The organism is Lysinibacillus agricola, from assembly GCF_016638705.1.
GTDB classification, from domain to species: domain Bacteria; phylum Bacillota; class Bacilli; order Bacillales_A; family Planococcaceae; genus Lysinibacillus; species Lysinibacillus agricola.
The window spans coordinates 1,892,948-1,912,640 of record NZ_CP067341.1 but is presented as its reverse complement, the minus strand read 5'-3'; the positions used below and the strand labels follow the sequence as shown (position 1 = coordinate 1,912,640).

Sequence of the window (19,693 nt, the reverse complement as noted above, 5' to 3'; positions counted from 1 at the left end):
ATCAAGACTTTTGCTCTGCTAGATATTCACCTTCTTTAATAATGCCTGCCTCGCGATCCTCTTGTTCTAATCTAAGAGCTGTTGGAACAGATAGCTTATAAGCTAAAATAATTGCGATAACACCAGCTAAAAACTTACCAGCAATAACCGGTAAAATAATAGTCGGTTGGAAGTTAGCCGTAAACGATAAATGATCTCCTAGAAGGAATGCTGAACAAACACCAAAGGCAATGTTAATAACCTTATCTTTCGGTGGCATATGTCGAACCAGTGTAAACATGGCTAAAATATTAGCAATTGTCGCTAAAATACCTGCGCTTCCTACTGACGATAAGCCTAATTTTTTACCTGCTGCTTCTAGAGGTTTCGATGCATATTTTCTAATTAAATACACCATTGGGAATGCACCCGCTAGCATAATACCGATATACCCAGCTGTTTCTAGTGCGCGGAATTGATCGATTTCATCTGCCATGATTGGATCAAAGCCCCATGCACCAAAGACCTTTGTAAATATACCTGTGAAAATTTCTACAATCGAGAACACTAGTACAAGCTTGATAGCAGCATCCATCACACGTCCAAAAATCATAAAACCTTTGATCATGCCATTTGGTATTAGCTTGAGGCCTAACGCAATTAACACTACAAAAATAAATAAAGGCAATAAATTAATTAATATTTGTAAAACTGAAATGGCAAAAACATATGTTGGTGCCGCTGTTGTACTAATGACTTCACGAACATCTGTATTAAACATCACAATCAAAATTGAAGAAATAAATGCTCCAATCGGAATTGTTAAAACACCCGCCATAATACCTAAAGCCATATATTTATGATCCCGCTTATCTAACATGGCAAGCCCCATTGGAATAGAGAACACGATTGTTGCACCTGACATAAATCCAACAACTAAAGCCATGACCCATCCTTCATAGGATTCTTTTAACGCATTGGCTAATTGATATCCTCCCATGTCCGATGCTAAAATTGTCGTTGCCGCAATTGCAGGATCAGCACCAATCCATTCAAAAATTGGACTAATAAAATGACTTATAAACCACGTTAAGTAAGGTATAGCAGCCATGATTCCTGCAGCAGGTACAAAAATATGTCCAACCGTATGAATACCATTCATAAACTCTTTCCCGATTCCATATTCAGCATCTCGAATTGCTCCGATTGCCCCTAAAACTGCACAAATCATAATAATATAAACGATAATCGTTCCTACCATTGCCATCCTTCTCATCACCCCTTTATTTTTATCTGTCTATTTTATCTATATAAAAAAAAGACGCATTTAAAGAGGAATTCTCTTTAAAGCGTCTTTGCTTCAACTATTTACTTGAAAGGTATTGATAATGCGCCTAGCTATAAGCGCCATTTCCTGTTGAGTCTGCATACTCTCACTGCGAATTTTTTTATAAGCTTCGTCCTCACTAAGATTTTCTGACTGCATTAGCAAACCTTTTGCTCGTTCGATTATTTTTCGCTTTTCTAATTCTGTTTGTTTATACAGCAATTTCCCATTAAGACGGTTGAACTTATCAATCTGGTGAAATGCCACCTCCAACGCTGGAAGGACATTCTTCTCAGAAAACGGTTTCATAACATAGCCTAAAATATTGTCCTGCTTCATGTACAATAACAATTCTTTTTCACTATAAGCTGATATAAATAGCACCGGTATACCGAGCTGCTGTTCAATTATTTTGCTTGCCTTTAAACCATCTAGCTTCGGCATTTTAATGTCCATTAATATTAACTGTGGCTTATGTGTAAGAGCCAACTCAATTGCTGATTCTCCATTATTCGCTTGTGCTACTACTTCGTAGCCATTATCTTCTAGCATAAACTTCAAATCAATCGCAATAAGTGACTCATCTTCGACAATCATAACTTTCCTAGTCATTTAGGATAAATACCTCCTCGCTTACAGGAAACTGAATTTGAGTATGTGTACCTTTTTCACTAGGGATAATTGAAAATGTGCCAGCTAAATCATATTCAACAAGCCTTGTAATAATCTCCATTCCAAATGATGCCTTCACCTCTTGCATTCCGACGCCGTTGTCAGAAATATGAAGTGAAATAGTGGAAGCATCCTGTTGAAATTGTATATCGATTGTTCCTTCCTCACGACCGATAAAAGCATATTTTAGTGCATTTTGCAGTAGCTCACAAATGATTAATGCGAGCGAAACAGCTTTTTTAGCATGACAAAATAACTGTACATTATCGTGATGAAAGGTTAATTGAATAGATGGTGTGTTGGATGTCCCAACCATTTTATGCCCAATCTTTTTAGACAACGCGATAACGTCTACTTTCTCTTCAGCGTTATCCTCATTTTCTAAAATAAGTTCATAGACAGATGAAATACTATATATTCGATTTAATGCCTCTTGAAAAGCACTTGCATTTGAAACTGACAAGTCATTTCGCATTTGCAAACGCAGTAGGCTTGTAACTGTCTGTAAATTATTTTTCACACGGTGGTGAATTTCTCGGATAGCAAATGTTTTCATCATTAGTTCATTTTCTTTCAGTTTAAGCTCTGTAAGATCATGAATAATGAGGAGTGTCACTTTATCGTTCTGATCACGAATAGAATTTTTCTTCACAATAAAGGATTTACGATCAATCGTAATTTCTAAGAAAAAGACATCATCGCCCTTATCATAGACCTCCTGTAAAAAAGGTAAAATCTTATTCAATGCAACGTTGTCAAAACGTTCTAACCCTGATAGCTCCGATATAAATCGGTAGCCTGCGGGATTGCTATAGATGACTTTGTTTTCATGATTTGTGAGAATAATAGATTCTACTAGCAAATCAGAAACAACTGGAATCGGTTGAGAATTTGGCTCTACGATATGCTCAATTAATGCAAAAGGCATATTTTGAAAATCATCCTTAGGTATTGTCTGCATAACCACCTTTTTTTCCTGGATTAACACTGCAATAACCTGTTGTTGGTCATTAAAGAGAGGGACAACGTTTTGTTCAACCGTTATACCTTCTTGTGTGATCGCTCTAGTAATTGACGATTTTTCTTTATTTTTAAAAGCAGCAAATACTGCTGGTTCGAAGCTTTCAAATACAAATTTGCCAATTACGGATTTTTCGTATAAGTCACCTTCTTTTTTTGGGAATGCCTCTGCCACAACAATTGCATGCGGTAAGTTTTCCATCATACAATCTATGAACATAAAACAATCTGTCAAATCAGCATAGTATGTTAGTGTAGCTTCTACTTCTAGTAACTTTGCTATATCGGTTGCAGATAAGGTCGTATATTTTCTACACAAGGATTGAATGTTCGACAGGCTCAAGCCCCCTATCAGTGAATAATCAAAATTGAATTTGGCTATTCTAAAAATTTCTTGTCATCATTATAAACCTTTTGCAAAATTATTTTCAATAGAAAAAATAATTTATTTTAATAATTTTCGTTGCATTACATAGAACTATATAGCTTAAAAGAGAAATATTCAACACTTTTTTCAAATCCGCCTGCATTTTACGACAGAATTATTATTTCACTATATTAAAAAAGCGAGATTGCAACGGATGCAACCTCGCTTTTTTCTACTTTATTTCTGGTGTGACAGCTAATATGTTTTCAAATGTTTTACGTTGTTTTGCTTCTTCTTCATTCAACAAAATATGAATATCTCCATGGTCGTTTGAAGTACGAATTAAACGCCCCATTCCTTGCTGCAAACGAAGCTGCATAAATGGTAATTCCACTTCTTCATATGGATTTTCCGCAAATGTACGTTTCGCATCAAATAATGGATCATGCGGAGGGAAAGGTAAATCATAAATAATGACACGCGTTAATGCCTCCTCCGGCAAATCTAAACCTTCCCATAAATGATAGGAGCATAATGTTTTGATCGTGCCTTCTTGGAAATCACGAACGATTGCTGATAGTTCACGGTCCCCCTCAAACGCTACATACATCCGTTCCATAAGAGGTAACTCTGCTTTGAAATCTAACATTGCTTGTTTCGATTTAAATAAAATTAAAGTTTTTTCACCATCACGTAATAGCTGCTGAACACGTGCCGTTTTCTCCTTTTGAGAAAGCTCATGTAAATAAATTTTCATAACTTCTTCATAATCAAAAGGAGAGGGAACAGAAAACGATTGATAATCACGAATTCCTAAACTATAGGAAATGTATGAAAAATCTTTATTGACCGATAAAGTTGCTGAAGAAAATACTATTGGAAGTTTTTTAGAGAATAATTTTTCTGCTAAAACTTCTGTGATGAGACGCGGCATAATTACGAGCGTTTCCTCTCCATCCGTTTCCTCTAACCAATCGACTGCATCTCCTTGCGCTATGAAAATACGTAAAGATGCTTCGTACTGTTCTAAATACTCTTCTGCCATATTTAATTCATATTCTGGAATCATATACATTTCAGATTCAAAAACAAATTCCTCGAGCAATGTTTCGACATCCTCAATAAGTTGTTTACCGTATTTCAACAGATTTGGCGATTTATTTATACGTTTACGCTCTTCTTGAGAAGTTACTAGATCATCTCGTAGCTGGTCAAAAAATAGCTCGTGATCATCTTGTAATTTTTCCATCGCATATAGTGTACGTTCTCGCACACCATCAACCATCAAACGCTCCAATAATGTAACAATTGTTGTCGCCTGTACTTTATACGTCATTGCTTTTTGCGCAGCATATTCTAATAAATGACCTTCGTCTAGCACCATCATCGATACTTCAGGCAATAAAGCTAGTTGCCCTTCACGTTCACGAGACTCCTTAGTTGCTAAATGCTCCATCAAAAAATCTTGCGAACAAATGATTAAATCCGTCGATTTACGATAATGTGCACGATGTAATGTTTGACCACATCGATTACGTAGATCACATACCGAGCACTGCATAATCGAGTTATAGTTTACTTTTTGCCAATCTTCATCACTGACAGTTGAATATTCGCTGCGTTCACCATAAGGTTGTATAGCAATCATCGAGCCTTGTGCATATACTCCATCAGGTATAGTAAATGCAATATCATCGATCCATTCATCGGTTTCTACTTTTTCAGCTTCCTCAAAGCGCTTTAAGCATAAATATTGGTCTCGTGACTTTGCTAAGCGGACATCAATTTCAAGACCTAACGTTTTCTGTAATTTATAAATATCGCCGCCCTCTTTTACTAGCTGATCAATTAAGGTTTCATCTGCACAAGCAATAAGGGCTGGTTTACCAGTATAGCGTGCATAGGATACAGCTGGCAGTAAATAGGCAATTGTCTTCCCAGTGCCCACCCCTGCTTCAGCAAAGAGCACATTTTTCTCTTTTAGGGCCTGCTCAATTTGATAGGCCATAAAAATCTGCTCATCACGGCATTCAAAGCCCTTTTCAGGTAATTCATCGTAAAGGACGTCACCCATCCAGTCACCTAATGACTCAAAAAATGAGCGATCCTTTGATAATACAAATGGTAAAGATTTACGCAATTGACGTTCCCCCTCTAACTATCTGGTCCTATTATACGCGACGAAACGGAAGATAAGAAAAAATCTTATCTTCCGTTACCGTTTGTTAATCTCTCTTAGACTTTTGCCCCCAGAATTGGTAATAATTCGTTTCAATAAAGCCATTGAATAATTTACGTTTCTTCGTCGATTGACGACCATACAATTCTTCAAAGTTTTTCATTGAGGACAGCATGTACACAGACCAAGTCGGATAGTCTTTCATGATTTTTCCTAAATCACGAATTACCTGCTCCACGACTTCAATGTCACCAATACGCTCTCCGTATGGTGGATTACCAATCATCACACCATCTGTTAGCTGCGTTGTAAAGTCACGTGCTTGCATTTGCTTGAACGTGATCATATCACCGAAGCCCGCTTCTATTGCATTTTCTTGTGCAATACTTACCATGCGATGATCTATATCAGTCCCGATAATTTCTAGTGGTTGATCATAATTCGCTAAGCTTTCTGCTTCATCTCGCACTGCATCCCAAATTTTCGCCTTCATCCATGGCCAATTCTCTGAAATGAATTCACGGTTATAGCCCGGTGCAATATTTTGTCCAAGCATCGCTGCTTCTAATGTAATTGTGCCAGAACCACAAAATGGATCAACAAACGGTCGATTCGGAGTCCACTTTGAAATTTGGATGAGCGCTGCAGCTAATGTTTCTTTTAACGGTGCTTCGCCCTGTGCTTGACGATAACCACGCTTATGCAAGCCAGCGCCCGATGTATCAATGGTAAGTGTAGCCACATCTTTTAAGATTGAAACTTCAATTTTATAGGTAGCACCGGATTCGTCTAAAAATCCTAAACGCTTATAATGCTGTTTCATGCGCTCTACTATTGCTTTTTTAGTAATTGCCTGACAATCAGGTACACTAAATAATTTGGATTTTACAGACTTCCCCGATACTGGAAAAGCTGCATCAACTGGTAAGTATTTTTCCCAAGGTAGGGCTTTTACACTTTCAAACAACTGCTCAAAAGATTTGGCAGGAAACTGTCCTACAACAATTTTTACACGATCTGCCACACGTAGCCATAAGTTTGTTCGTGCAATTGCCGTTTCGTCACCTTCAAAATACACTTTGCCATTATCAACTGTTGTTTCATAGCCGAGTGCCTTTACCTCTTGTGCCACAATCGACTCTAAACCCATTGCAGCAGTTGCTACTAATTTATAGTTTGCCATACTCTAATTCCTTCCTTGATGCTCAATTTTCCAATACTCCATAAACTGAATGAGTTCGTGAAGCGGTAATGGTTTGCTGTAATAATAGCCTTGGATTATATCACAGTTCATTTTACGTAGTATATCCACTTGTTGTGCCTGTTCTACACCTTCAGCAACAACTTTCATTTTTAGGCGATGCGACATTTGGATAATCGCATCCACTACTGCCTGTTTTTCATCGAGTGAGCCAATATGCTGAATAAAGCTTCGATCTATTTTTAAACAATCTAGTGGGAAGCGAACTAAATAACTAAGAGACGAATAGCCTGTCCCAAAATCATCAATAGAAATTTTAAAGCCCATTTTTTTGAGTCGAACTAGCTTACTAACTGTTTCGTTTGCGCTGTTCATCACAGTACGTTCAGTAACTTCTATTTCAAAATTGTTAGCAGGCGTGTTATAACGCTCTAATATCGTTTGAATGGAGTCTAAAAAGTTTTGCTGCTTAAAGTGAATGCTTGAAATATTGATGGCAACTGGAGTTTTATAGCCACATTGACGCATCTCAATAACTGCCTCACAAGCTTTTTCTATAATTACTTCGCTTAAAGGAATAATTAACCCTGTTTCCTCAGCATAAGGAATAAATTCTGCTGGTGACACAAACCCTAACCTTTCACTATTCCAACGAACAAGTGCCTCTACGCCTTGAATTTGTTCATTTTCCATAGATATTTTAGGTTGGAAATGCAGGTCAAATTCCCGATTTTCAATTGCTCTCCGTAGTTCCGAATCTAATAATAAAACACGCTGAGAGTCAGTCTTCAATTCATCAAAATAAAACGCAAAGCTGTTAAGGCCATTCTTTTTTGAATAGGTCATTGCCTTGTCAGCACAATGAATCAGTTGCTCCGTTGATTCACCGTCTGATGGATACATACTGACACCAATACTCGTAGAAATAAAAATATCCTGCCCATTAATATCCATTGGCTGTTCAATAATCCCAATAATTTGTTCAGCAAAGTTTGCGGCTTCTCTGGCGTTTTTCACGTTTGTTAACGTAATAATAAACTCATCGCCGCCATATCTTGCAATGATATCTTTATTTTTTATCAATGTTTTTATGCGCTTTGCCACTTCTTTTAGAATGGTATCTCCGACTGCATGACCCAATGTTTCATTAATTTGCTTAAATCTATCTAAATCTAAAAAATAGACTGCATGCTGTACTGAATGAGAAATAGTAGAAGTTGATTCTAATAGGCTATCCATTCTTTCTATATAAGCAAATCGATTTGATACATCCGTTAATGAGTCCGTTAATAAACGCTTTTCTAGTTCATTTTCTACTATTTTTCTTTCAGACAAATCTGAGAAAATACCACAGTAATTTGTAATCTCTCCCTCATCATTGGCTACACCGACAATTGATAACCATTCTGGATATACGTCTCCGGTTTTACGACGATTCCATATTTCTCCCTGCCAAATGCCTTCTTGTCGTATCTCTTGCCACATATCTAAATAAAACTGCAATTCATGGACACCTGACTGTAGAACTGCTGGCGTTTTCCCAATCACTTCATCACGCTTATAGCCAGTTACAAATTCAAATGCAGGATTAACCATTTCTATTTTTTTATATTTATCCGTAATCATGATGCCTTCAGATACATTTTCAAAGATTTTCGTTATTAAGGCAGTAGGATATTTTGAAATCGAATTTAGCTTCTCCAGACTATTCCAATTGTTCACTCCGTTCATGTTTCTGCTCCATCCTATCTCTCTATACTACCCTCATTTTTTAGAAAAGCGCATTTACGCCAGCCTACTCGTATGTAGACAAATATGTACATCGTGCGATAACAGTTTTTAGATGTTTTGTTTAGAATCGTAGCGACAGAGGCATGATCAACAGTGTACTGTCTTATTCTCAAACGTATATCGCGCATGTCTAGACATGAATCAATTATGCCTCGGCATAATTGCGTCCGGAATTGGCTTTGTGCTTGCACAAGAACTCCTTTCCGATTCCGTGACATCCGCCGGAGGCTTTAACTTTTTCTTACTGTATTCAAAAGAAAAGCTCTCCACCAAATTGGAGAGCGCTTGTTATTTCATAGATAAGCATCAAAAAATTCCGTAAGCCATGTTTTGTTCCCGAGTACTCAAACAGCTGACGCCTCGTACGACCGGGTAGTAATCATCTATCTACAGAGTGAACTCTGTCCCTCTATCCGTTCAATTCCTTCTAGAGAGTGCCCCTACCATAATTTGGGTTTCTCACTCGTGGGGTTTACCTCGTTCCACCTTGCATGTTTCCAAGCAAGCTACGTCACTGTGGCACTTTCAGGAAGTTTCAACCATATCATTAAGACTTAGGTTTTCCTTCCGCCGTCAGCCTTTACAGCTGCCTTACCTTATTTTTTCAGTAAGCACGAACACTACAGTCATCTCAGAACCGTGTGAGCATGGACTTTCCTCTACGACGTCTAGCGCCGCAGCGATTACCCGAATTTCATGATGTACAAAAGATTATACTAGAGTTTTATGATAAATACAATATAATTAATAAAAATTATTCGTACAACTTACTTCCAAATACATGTTTTTCTAAATTTGAAAGACGTTTTAAAATATCAAAGTTTGTCGTACCAGCTGCTGCTGATGCCACAGGTTGTCTCTTAGGTGTATTATCAATTTCTTCTTTTAACTGTTTATTCTCTTCACGTAGCTGGGCCACCACTTTTTCGAACGTTTCATAGTCTTGAATAATCTCATCAAGAAATGAATCGACTTCTTCTACATTGTAGCCTTTAAAGTTTTTCTTAAATTCCTTTTCAAGGATCATTTTTGACGTTAATTTAATGTCCATTCACATCGCCCTTCCTAACACTACATACACGATTTCATTATAGCATACTTCATCACATTATATCGTCTGAAAACATCAAATGTAAGGCTAAACTTGTCGTTTCTTGCGCTTACCCGGGAAATTATTTCTTATTTCCTAATCTGTGTAACCTCTTTTCCCAAGAAATTTCCCATTTTTGCTTTTGTTCCACTCTCCATTGCTCATTCTTTTTAATTAATTGTATGCCTTCTTGCGTATAATAAAGGGCCTGCTCATAATCTTTCATTTGATGCTCATATATCATGGCTAACTGTTCTAATACATGCAACTTTTTTCGTGGATCAACAAAATGTAGAGAAGCCACAAAAGCATCAATCGCTTCACTAAACTTTTTATTTCTTTTATGCTGTATTGCTAAATAATATTGAGCATTTCCTGCTTCAAGTGCATCAAATTGGGCCGTAACCTTTTCTAAAACCTTTACGCTCTGTGAACTCTCTTTTAAATCAGCATACCATTTCCCAATATTCGTGAACGTTTTTGCAGATTCTTCGCTTGTCTCTTCAAATAGCAAGTTTGTAGAATGGACATAAAGCGTTATAAGGGATAGTAAATCCCATTCATTATGAAGAAGAACTTTCATAAGTGCATCTGGAACACCGCTTTTAATTGCATCTAAATAAATAATCGGTGCAAGATAGCCAGGTATATCTCCGATGCGAAAAAAACCAAGCTTCTCTTCTTCCACAGATTTTAATTTCATTCTTTCCATATCATTTTTCCATAAACGCTTTGAACTATGCAACAAATCGATTTGCCGTTGAGTACGGAGTTTAGGTAATTCTTTTTGGTTGAGTGTCCAACGTGTTTCAAGTTGCGGCCAGTCAAAGCTTTTTCCATTGTAGGTAATAACCGTCGCTGTTTTTTGCCAAAGCTTTGATTCAAAAAGTAACGCTGCCTCATGAGCAGGATCGGCTAAAATATATTGAGTTAAAATAAAGCTTTCATCTTCCTCTGATACTTCTAAAAAACCGAGAAGAAAAATTTGTGTACCTACACCCTTCAAGCCAGTAGTCTCCGTATCAAAAAATAGTACCTTTTCTTGCATTTCTAGCGCATATGGATGTTCAAACCTTGCCTCTTGCCATTTTACTAATGCCTCAAAAAATGACTGCAACTTATAATGACCATGCTGAAAACTAAACGGATAACGCACTTGTCGTTTAAAAACAATACCGAAATCATTTTCTACAACTGTCAGGCCCGCCTTTTCCCACTGCTCAGTATAGCTTGGAGCAACAGGTTTTTGATAAGCAGGTTTATCCTCTTTTTTTATAGTTGTTGTCGTTTTTTTACCGAGCATTTTTTTCATTTGTAAAATTTTATTTTCGTAAGACATTTACTTCACTCATTTTCTGCATATTAATTATGCCTCGGCATAATTGCGTCTGGAATCAGCTTTGTGCTTGCACAAAGAACTCCTTTCTGATTCCATGACATCCGCCGGAGGCTTTAACTTCTTTCAGCAGGTGTTTGGACACCCGTTGAAAAGTAGCTTACATCCGCATTCATCTCATCACCTATAGAGGTGGGAGACTTCTGCTGAAAGAAGTTAAAATTGCTAAAACTTATAGTACTTTTTTCTTCACTACTGTAATCATAACGCATCTTTTAGTTTCTGCACAAAGAGAAGGTAAAAGTAGTAAGGCTAGTCAAGTGTTCTTGTCACTTTGCTTTCGTTTCAGAGCAGCTTTCCGCGGGTAAATTTAAATGGATAAAGTTAATCAACACACCAGATAAAATAATTGAACAAATCTTTTTCGGATAATTTTTCGAAGGAATTGAGCATAGATTCTTCATCACAAATAGTACAGACATAACTCTTAATTTTTAGAGTATGAAAACAATCCTCAACTTGTAAAGTATCACATCAGGTGTGTTTAGTAACCATTTTTATCCATTCAAATTAATTAGAAGGCTCTGATTTCCGCTACGGGCGAGCGTCGAGCCGCTTCCTCCGCTATGTTGCCACTTGTTTTCAGGCAGATAAAACAGTATTGCTGTCGCTTCGCTTTCGCATGTAAAACATTCGCTCAGCGCAAGGTCCCGCTTTTCCCGTGGGAAGCTTTGCTCTGCGACGAAAGCGAAGCGACTACGGTACAGTTAGGATGTATTATAATACAATGAATAATTATAGAATGGAATACAGTGGAGTTGTCTCTAATGCTGTTCACGAAATTGGACACTCGTTAAAATTAGTACACCCGGGTCAGGGAACACAAAGTAAAACGTCAGTCCCTTCTGGTAAAAAGGCTGTTAGTATCGGTCCACAATCATGATAAGAAAGAATTAATTAAGAAATGGGGAAATTAAGGAGGTTTTAGTATGTTGAACACTTCTTCGAAACGTATCATCACACTGACAGTTGTTATAATCATAATCTTTTTATCTTTGTTATTATTAATGAATAAGAAAAAAACGATTCCAGAGGTTCAGGTAGACGCAAATGAAATTACATTTGAAACTCCTGAAGAACTGGATGCTGCGGCAGATCTCATTATTATCGCATCTCCATCTAAAGAGTTTATGGACCGTGAACACAAGGTAACATTCTTTGATGACGGTACGATTCAAGACTATTATACTTTAACAGAAGTCCAAGTTGATAAAGTTATTAAAGCACCTAACAACTTTCATCTTTCAAAAAATAATGCTATCAGTATTATTGAACCCGTTGAAATTGTAGAGCGAAATACAGGGAAGAGAAAGTTAGTCACCAATCGTTATAAGGAGCTCAAGGAAAAAAGTTCTTACATTTTGTTTTTAAAACAAAACTCAATGGGACAGTACGCATTAATTAATAATAATTTAGGTAAATTTAACTTAGATAATAAAGATCCTTTAGATATTGGAGAGAAAAAATCATCACAGGCTAAGAAGTTTAAAAATGATGTTCTCCAAAAATATTCTATCGACTAAATAAAATCAATTATGCCACGGCATAATTGATTTTAAGACTCGTTATATGTGCCTTCTATAAGATCCATTCCACACGAAAACTAATATTTGCAATAAAACTATGTGAATATAATCCATTTAGTAGTATAATAATTCCATATTTTAAATTAGGAGGATATTCATGAAAAAATTAGTTTTATTTATTACAATGTTGTCTTTGTTTATGGTCACATCATTAACGGCTGATGCACACCCAGGTCGTCTTGATAGTAATGGTGGTCATAACTGTTCTGAAAAGTCTAAAGCAAAAGGTCTTTGCTCAGGTTATCATTATCATAATAAAGGCAACGAGGCAGCACCTTCTACTAATACAAATCACAAAACACCAACATATCAAAGTACACCAGAACCAGTGCTTACAACTGTAGATGTATATATCAATAATGTTAAGCAATCCTACAACCCAAGTGCTTATATTAAAAACGGAACAACTTTAGTTCCTATGAAAGCTATTTTTGTATCACTTGGTGCAACTGTTACTTATGACAATGCAACAAAAAAAGTGACTGCATACAAAGGTAATAAAAAAATTGTCATTGGCGTTGGAAATAAAAAAGCTTACGTTAATTCAAACGGCGTTACAACTACAATTAATTTAAATCATGCAGCTGAAATTTATAAAGGAACAACTATGGTACCTTTACGTTTTGTAAGCGAAGCACTAGGTGCAGGTATTACCTTTGATAACGCTGTATATATTACAACAAAATAATTAGTTTGAACTGTATGGGGCAGCATCATTTTTTATTTGGTGCTGCTTTTGTCATCTGATTTTTTATAAACCTTTCCTATAAGCGTTATCCTACAGTTGCGTTAAAGCAACTTACAGGTAATAACCGAAAAATGATTTATAAACTAATCCAAGAAGAGGGCTTAAAGGAATAGTGTTAAACTTTTTCCTTCAAGCCCTCTTTGTACTCTAATTTAAAATTCTAAGAAGCTCTACTACTTTTTTCTTCGCCTGTTGCAAACTATCTTGAGCTCCTATACATGATGGACAGCCTGATTTACAAGGACAGCCAGCCACATGCCAGCGTCTTAGTCAACAAATCTTCCCATAAATCGAATACCTTTTCACTTAACCCGATACCACCAGGATATTTATCATAAACAAAAAACGTTGGCAATTCATTATGTGTCGCCTTTACTTGTGGAACAACCGCTACATCACTACTGTCACATTGAATGAATATTGGAATAAAAGCGTTCATCGCATAAGCAACTCCGGCCATGGCATCTGTAAGCTCCGCCTCCGACCACTGAGTCGTATTATCGAAGGATAACCACGATGAGCTTGTATGCATTTCATCTGGTGGTAGATGAATAGGGCCCGAACCGATATTATCGTGTGTGCCAAAGCGTATTTTATTTAACTTCAGTAAAACACCATAAAAATATAACTAAGACCCCAACGTTGAAGATCACTAGATTTACAACAAAGGGCAACAAATATTAGCTCGTGTATATAGTATATACGTATTAGGCGGATTAGGCATATATTATATATGTTATATACACCTATATTATATAAATACACTCAATAGATATTATTTGTTTACTTATATAAGAGAATCCTTTGACCTCAAGGGTTTAGTATACATAGAAACGGCAACAAAGTCTGTTTACTCTCGTTGCCTTTGTTTACCCACTTTAGTACTTTAAAGCACTAACATTTGTTGCCTTTTCGAAGTTTGTTGCCCCTAATTTCCAAAGTTTGTTTACCCTAACATCTGTAAAAGGTGGTATAGTTTAAGCATGTAAATACTGATGTGAAAGGTGGCAGTTCAATGCAGGCAATTGAACAAATTAATGAATGTTTAAAACCTGCAGGGAAATCCGTTCTTTCATTTGTGGAAGAAGATATTGAATTTCTTGCTAACTATATAGAGGATAATGAGACTATATTATCTGCAACTACAGGATCAAAGAAATTAACGTATTTTTTATACTTAATCACTTCAGAAAGATTACTCACCCTAAATAAAGATAAAAAAGATAAAACTTTAGTTTCCTATGAATTGAATGATATCCGTAATCTAATTGTTAGTAGAAAAATTTTAGCTGTAGAAATCGATTTCATTTATAAAGAATCAGATATTAAGCTGAAATTAAATAATGATAAAGCAGCTATGCCTTTTGCGGATGAGTTGGAAAATATATTCGGCATCCCTGAAAAAGTAACCCTCAAAAAGAAAGTAAAAGGGCCAAAAGCTATTAAGCTAAACTTGACTATCTTGAATGGTAAAGAACAGCTAAATGACCATGGTTATAATTACGTTTTGAAGCAAACTGAACATGGTTATGTAGATATTTCGGTAGATTATAAAGATCCTGAAACATTTCAAATAATTAAATGGGAACGTGTTGAAAACATTCAAAAGAGTGCGTTTGACATTGCTGGATGGTCATTAATCGGAAGTACATTCGGTAATGCAGAAACTATTGCCGGTGCAATGGGAGCTAATATAGGAAAAGATAAATCTGTAGCAACGCTTTTCCTAAAGCGTGAAAACGGGGATAAAGTTCCATTAGTTATTAAATGTGACAAGAAGGATCTTGAGAAGCTTTCGCTATTAATCGTTACTGAAGAAGGTGAGGTTTCGCAAACAGTTGAGACCAGCCTTAACACATCTACAATTCCTACTGATGAGTTAGTCAAGTTAAAAGAACTTCTTGATGCGGGAATCTTAACTCAAGATGAATTTGATACAAAAAAGAAACAGTTATTAGGGATATAAAATGTAAAACCACTATTGATTGAGTAGTTTTTTACACCTTGCTTACTAATTACGACCTGACTTAATGAAGATGTTTACATTCAATCTTTTCAGCTCGTAGCTGTTTCTCTCTCAAATCGGTTAAAAGATTCTCTAGCTCTGGCTGCAGCACATCACCTCCTACTGAACGTTGTCCGTATGGTGAATCAAGCGTTAGAAACCATAAATCTTTAACGTATTGTTGAGCATCATCGTAAGCAAGTCGAAGGGCTTCGAAAGGAACGCAAACCAAAGCATCAGAAGCGTGATTTTCTCGCCAACCTTGACCGCTAGACCGCTATGATATGAATGATCCATCGTTTGATAGAATGCCTCCTTTTCGCGTTATTCGTGAAGCTGGAGAAATTCTTGTTATCGACATTTTCACCTTGATTGAGAAATTGGAGAAGGGCGAATTGTAAGCCCTTTTCCACCATAAAATCCAAATACCCGAAATTTTTCGTAATGCGGGGCCCTCCATGCGTACATCCGAATAGGAATTCCTTCTTTCATGTCGAATAAATATGAAAACGGAATATAACTGGCAGGAAACGAAAAAGGAAACCATAACGAAACGGCGATCAGCTCGGGGAGTTTATTAGGAGAGTTATTGATGGAATATTTATTTGTATTGTTCGTAGGATTAGTGGCAGGCGCTATCAGCGGCGTTATAGGAACGGGCTCATCCATCATGTTATTGCCCGTTCTCGTTTTTACATTTGGACCAAAGCAAGCTATACCGATCATGGCGGTAGCTGCCATCATAGCGAACATTTCAAGAGTTTTTGCCTGGTGGCGCGAAGTGGACTGGCGGGCTTTTGCCGCTTACTCGCTTACGGGCGTGCCCGCCGCCGCAATGGGCGCCAGAACTTTGTGGGCGCTGCCGGCACATATTGTCGATATCGGGCTCGGTGTTTTTTTTCTGGCCGTTATTCCCTTAAGGCGCTGGCTTGAAGCAAAAAATTTGCGTATTCGCCTATGGCAGCTTTCCATCGCCGGAGGGATCGTCGGATTTTTGACCGGCATCGTTCTCTCGACCGGCCCCCTCAGCGTGCCGGCATTTACGTCTTACGGATTAATGAAAGGGGCCTTTCTTTCTACGGAAGCCCTCAGCTCATTTGCGCTTTATGTCAGCAAAGCCTTGACGTTCCATGAAGTCGGAGCGCTTCCGACAGAGGTCATTTTACAAGGCGTGATTGTAGGTGCCTCGCTCATGCTGGGCACGATTATTGCCAAGAGTGTTGTGCAGCGAATGAGCATTGTCTCGTTCCGATATGTGCTGGATGTTCTCCTGCTGTGTTCCGGTCTTTCTATGCTGTGGACAGCATTCCATTAGCTTTGAATTAGTGAAATTGTAAACAATCAACGTAGTACCATTAACCATGAACATCTAGCAGTAATATGCAAAGCCCTAGAAATTACTGACATGAATGAAATATTCGAGATTAAGTAACAGATAACTAGTAAAATGATTTATAAACTAATCAAAGAAGAGGGCTTGAAGGAATAGTGTTAGACTTTTTCCTCTCAGCCCACTTTTTATCTCTAATTTAAAATTCTAAGTAGCTCTACTACTTTTTTCTTCGCCTGTTGCAAACTATCTTGAGCTCCTATACATGATGGACAGCCTGATTCACAAGGACAGCCAGCCACATGCTCCTGTGTCTTAGTCAACAAATCTTCCCATAAATCGAATACCTTTTCACTTAATCCGATACCACCAGGATATTTATCATAAACAAAAAACGTTGGCAATTCATTATGTGTCGCCTTTACTTGTGGAACAACCGCTACATCACTACTGTCACATTGAATGAATATTGGAATAAAAGCGTTCATCGCATAAGCAACTCCAGCCATGGCATCTGTAAGCTCCGCCTCCGACCACTGAGTCGTATTATCGAAAGATAACCACGATGAGCTTGTATGCATTTCATCTGGTGGTAGATGAATAGGGCCCGAACCGATATTATCGTGTGTGCCAAAGCGTATTTTTTTAAATATCGTAGCCTGTGCGACTAAGCCAACATCACCGAAGCTAATAATGCCACCATTGTAATCTCTACTCCGGTCTTCCTCTAACACTTTCATCTCAACTGCTAAATTCGCGTCCGTATAGTAATCGACATCTACTTCTCGTACAAATGCTTTCTTTTCTTCCCAATCAAGCTTTTCTACTTGAAATTGAATGCCTTGATGCAAATAAATAGCCTCTTCATGTAGCAATGTCATCGCACTATGGCGATCCATTTCACCAATTACCTTTGTTTGTGCAGGGATAGTCATATCTATTATTACAACATTTTCTTGCGAAGCAGAACGAAGACTAATATCATGTGCAGGAAAACGGTCACTCATCCAATGCCACTTCTCACTCGTTTTAAAAACAACGCCTTCCTCCGCTAAATATTCAAGCAGTTCCTGAATCTCATATTCACCATACGTATCATGCGTGGAAAATGGGAGCTCAAACGCTGCACATTTCAAATGATCCATTAAAATTAACATATTTTCAGGATAAATACGCGCTTCTTCAGGTGCACTGCCAAGTAAAAAAAGCGGATGGTTCACCACGTACTGGTCAAGTGCTGATGATTGCGCTACATAAATGATTAGCGCCTCGTCCTGACGACGCCCAGCGCGACCCGCTTGCTGCCAGGCACTTGCAATATTTCCAGGGTAACCTGTCATGATACATGCTTGTAATTGGCCAATATCGACGCCTAATTCAAGCGCATTTGTACTAACAACTGTTTGTATAGTACCGTCACGAAGCCCTCGTTCAATAACACGTCGCTCAGAAGGCAGATAACCTCCACGATAACCGCGCACCGATTCGTCAAGAAGCTTATTGCGTGTAAGCTCCTTTAAATACGTCACAATCATCTCTACACGTACACGACTTTTAGCAAAAATAATAGTTTGAATACCTGCTATATATAATCTTTTGGCGAGGTCACTCACCTCCAAAACAGCACTTCGACGCACGCCAAATGTTTTGTGGACGATGGGTGGATTATAAAAAAGAAATGTCTTTTTCCCAACTGGCGCTCCGGATTCAGCTATTAAAGCATGACTGTCATTCGTTAGAGCTTCTGCTAGCTCTTTGGGATTTTTAATGGTTGCAGATGTACAAATGAAAACCGGCTTACTGCCATAAAATTCACAGATTCGCTTTAACCTTCGAATAACATGCGCAACATGTGAACCAAACACACCTTTATATGTATGTAACTCATCAATGACGATATACTGCAAATTTTCAAATAGTGAAACCCATTTCGTATGATGTGGCAAAATCCCTGAATGAAGCATATCAGGGTTTGTCATCACGATATGCCCTGCCTTACGAACTTTTTGGCGAATGCCAGGCGCTGTATCCCCATCATACGTATAGCTTAAAATCTCCTCACCACTTTGTTCAATTAATTCATTTAAATCATTTTTTTGATCCTGTGCTAAAGCTTTCGTTGGAAATAAATAAATAGCACGCGCATTTTTATCTTCTAATATTTTTTGAAGTACCGGTAAATGATAGCAATACGATTTACCAGACGCTGTTGGTGTAACAGCAGTAAAGGATGCGCCATTCATGGCCAAATCAAATGCCTGACGTTGATGGGTATACAGTTGTTCTATTCCTCTTGTTTGCAGAGCCTTTACAAGTGAAGGATGCAAATTTTCCGGAAAAGGTGCATATTTAGCCTCACGCCCGTCAAGCGTTTGCCAGTGTAAAATGTGTTCCTTCAATTCCTCGTCATATCTCCACTCGTTTAACAGTTCACTAATGGTCCTTTTTTTCGATAACATCCGTTTGTACCTCCTTCACTAACCGCTCAAAAATATTTAATGTATAGGAGGTAGAATGAATTGCATCTAGAAAACGCTTTTTACTTGTTTCCTTATAAAAGGATTGCACAACAAATTGCTCCATCGATTCCACCACTGAAGCAATTTGTTGTGTATGCATATATTTTGGTCGATTTTTTCGAATCCACATATTCGCCTCTTGCTGCCATTCCTTTAAAAGCTGGTGAATGTCATCAGCATATGGCTTAACCTCCGCAAAAAAGTCTGGAGTACGATCCTCCTCGCGCATTTGCCAGAAGCGTGAAACACATTTTTCACATTCATCTATTAATATGGACGTTTGCTGTATTAATAACAATTCCGCACCTCATCTCATTCATTAAGGCTCATCACCATAACGTGAGGTTGATTTCCATTCCAACTGGACGCTTGGGGCAACTGGAGGTTGGTCACGAAGGCGTTATCACAGGTCGTGATGCTTTTAGCCTTCGTTCCTCTACTTTGACGCTGATCTCCAAGAAGTCGCCCAGTCGTAACGAAAAT

The 19,693-nt window shown here is 37.7% G+C and carries 15 protein-coding genes, 1 other RNA gene and 1 pseudogene; 5 read left to right on the top strand and 12 right to left on the bottom strand.

Translation table 11 applies throughout. The features are described from left to right. Position 1: 1 nt before the first annotated feature. The 9 genes from eutH to FJQ98_RS09035 form a co-directional block, all read right to left on the bottom strand. Entirely contained in the window at positions 2 to 1,246 is a 1,245-nt protein-coding gene (gene eutH / locus FJQ98_RS09075; protein WP_053593759.1) for an ethanolamine utilization protein EutH, read from the bottom strand. Positions 1,247 to 1,339: 93 nt separating this feature from the next. Continuing rightward, positions 1,340 to 1,918 carry an ANTAR domain-containing response regulator gene (locus FJQ98_RS09070; RefSeq protein ID WP_053593760.1) on the bottom strand — a complete coding sequence of 193 codons (579 nt, stop codon included), beginning with the start codon at positions 1,916 to 1,918 and terminating at the stop codon, positions 1,340 to 1,342. Beyond that, a complete protein-coding gene (locus FJQ98_RS09065) occupies positions 1,911 to 3,341 on the bottom strand; it encodes a histidine kinase N-terminal domain-containing protein (protein ID WP_246494299.1) in 1,431 nt (476 codons plus the stop codon). Before FJQ98_RS09065 ends, FJQ98_RS09070 begins: the two co-directional genes overlap by 8 nt. 256 nt (positions 3,342 to 3,597) lie before the next feature. Beyond that, positions 3,598 to 5,505 (bottom strand): ATP-dependent DNA helicase, encoded by a 1,908-nt coding sequence (locus FJQ98_RS09060; protein ID WP_053593762.1) that lies wholly within the window; start codon positions 5,503 to 5,505, stop codon positions 3,598 to 3,600. 85 nt (positions 5,506 to 5,590) lie between these two features. Further along, positions 5,591 to 6,727, bottom strand: a complete 1,137-nt coding sequence (locus tag FJQ98_RS09055; protein ID WP_053593763.1) for a THUMP domain-containing class I SAM-dependent RNA methyltransferase — start codon at positions 6,725 to 6,727, stop codon at positions 5,591 to 5,593. A 3-nt stretch (positions 6,728 to 6,730) separates the two neighbouring features. Further along, positions 6,731 to 8,476, bottom strand: a complete 1,746-nt coding sequence (locus tag FJQ98_RS09050; protein WP_053593764.1) for a putative bifunctional diguanylate cyclase/phosphodiesterase — start codon at positions 8,474 to 8,476, stop codon at positions 6,731 to 6,733. Positions 8,477 to 8,850: 374 nt separating this feature from the next. Next, positions 8,851 to 9,231: RNase P RNA component class B (gene rnpB / locus FJQ98_RS09045), an RNA gene on the bottom strand. Between the two features lie 59 nt (positions 9,232 to 9,290). Beyond that, entirely contained in the window at positions 9,291 to 9,587 is a 297-nt protein-coding gene (gene gpsB, locus FJQ98_RS09040) for a cell division regulator GpsB (protein ID WP_053593765.1), read from the bottom strand. Positions 9,588 to 9,708: 121 nt separating this feature from the next. Beyond that, the gene (locus tag FJQ98_RS09035; protein ID WP_053593766.1) at positions 9,709 to 10,965 is read right to left on the bottom strand and encodes a ribonuclease H-like domain-containing protein; all 1,257 of its coding nucleotides are present in this window, start codon (positions 10,963 to 10,965) and stop codon (positions 9,709 to 9,711) included. A gap of 784 nt (positions 10,966 to 11,749) precedes the next feature. Between FJQ98_RS09035 and FJQ98_RS09030 the strand changes: the two genes are divergently transcribed. The 3 genes from FJQ98_RS09030 to FJQ98_RS09020 all read left to right on the top strand — a co-directional run bounded on the left by FJQ98_RS09030 (position 11,750) and on the right by FJQ98_RS09020 (position 13,296). Beyond that, on the top strand, positions 11,750 to 11,905 hold the full coding sequence (locus FJQ98_RS09030) for a hypothetical protein (protein WP_158002991.1): 156 nt from the start codon (positions 11,750 to 11,752) through the stop codon (positions 11,903 to 11,905). A 46-nt stretch (positions 11,906 to 11,951) separates the two neighbouring features. Beyond that, positions 11,952 to 12,545: a hypothetical protein gene (locus FJQ98_RS09025; RefSeq protein ID WP_053593767.1), complete on the top strand. Its 594-nt coding sequence runs from the start codon at positions 11,952 to 11,954 to the stop codon at positions 12,543 to 12,545. A 160-nt stretch (positions 12,546 to 12,705) separates the two neighbouring features. Next, positions 12,706 to 13,296: a copper amine oxidase N-terminal domain-containing protein gene (locus FJQ98_RS09020; RefSeq protein WP_053593768.1), complete on the top strand. Its 591-nt coding sequence runs from the start codon at positions 12,706 to 12,708 to the stop codon at positions 13,294 to 13,296. A 207-nt stretch (positions 13,297 to 13,503) separates the two neighbouring features. Here FJQ98_RS09020 and FJQ98_RS09015 read toward each other — a convergent pair. Continuing rightward, positions 13,504 to 13,951: pseudogene (locus FJQ98_RS09015) on the bottom strand (Zn-binding domain-containing protein); the annotation flags it as partial. A 420-nt stretch (positions 13,952 to 14,371) separates the two neighbouring features. Between FJQ98_RS09015 and FJQ98_RS09010 the strand changes: the two are divergent. Beyond that, the gene (locus tag FJQ98_RS09010) at positions 14,372 to 15,322 is read left to right on the top strand and encodes an SHOCT domain-containing protein (RefSeq protein ID WP_201406681.1); all 951 of its coding nucleotides are present in this window, start codon (positions 14,372 to 14,374) and stop codon (positions 15,320 to 15,322) included. A 631-nt stretch (positions 15,323 to 15,953) separates the two neighbouring features. After that, positions 15,954 to 16,676 carry a sulfite exporter TauE/SafE family protein gene (locus FJQ98_RS09005; RefSeq protein ID WP_053593771.1) on the top strand — a complete coding sequence of 241 codons (723 nt, stop codon included), beginning with the start codon at positions 15,954 to 15,956 and terminating at the stop codon, positions 16,674 to 16,676. 209 nt (positions 16,677 to 16,885) lie between these two features. On the opposite strand, the gene FJQ98_RS09000 is transcribed toward FJQ98_RS09005, so the two are convergent. After that, positions 16,886 to 19,150, bottom strand: coding sequence for a DEAD/DEAH box helicase (locus FJQ98_RS09000; RefSeq protein WP_201406680.1), 2,265 nt, complete (start codon positions 19,148 to 19,150; stop codon positions 16,886 to 16,888). Next, a complete protein-coding gene (locus FJQ98_RS08995) occupies positions 19,125 to 19,508 on the bottom strand; it encodes a YppE family protein (protein WP_053593772.1) in 384 nt (127 codons plus the stop codon). Before FJQ98_RS08995 ends, FJQ98_RS09000 begins: the two co-directional genes overlap by 26 nt. Between the last annotated feature and the right edge of the window lie 185 nt (positions 19,509 to 19,693).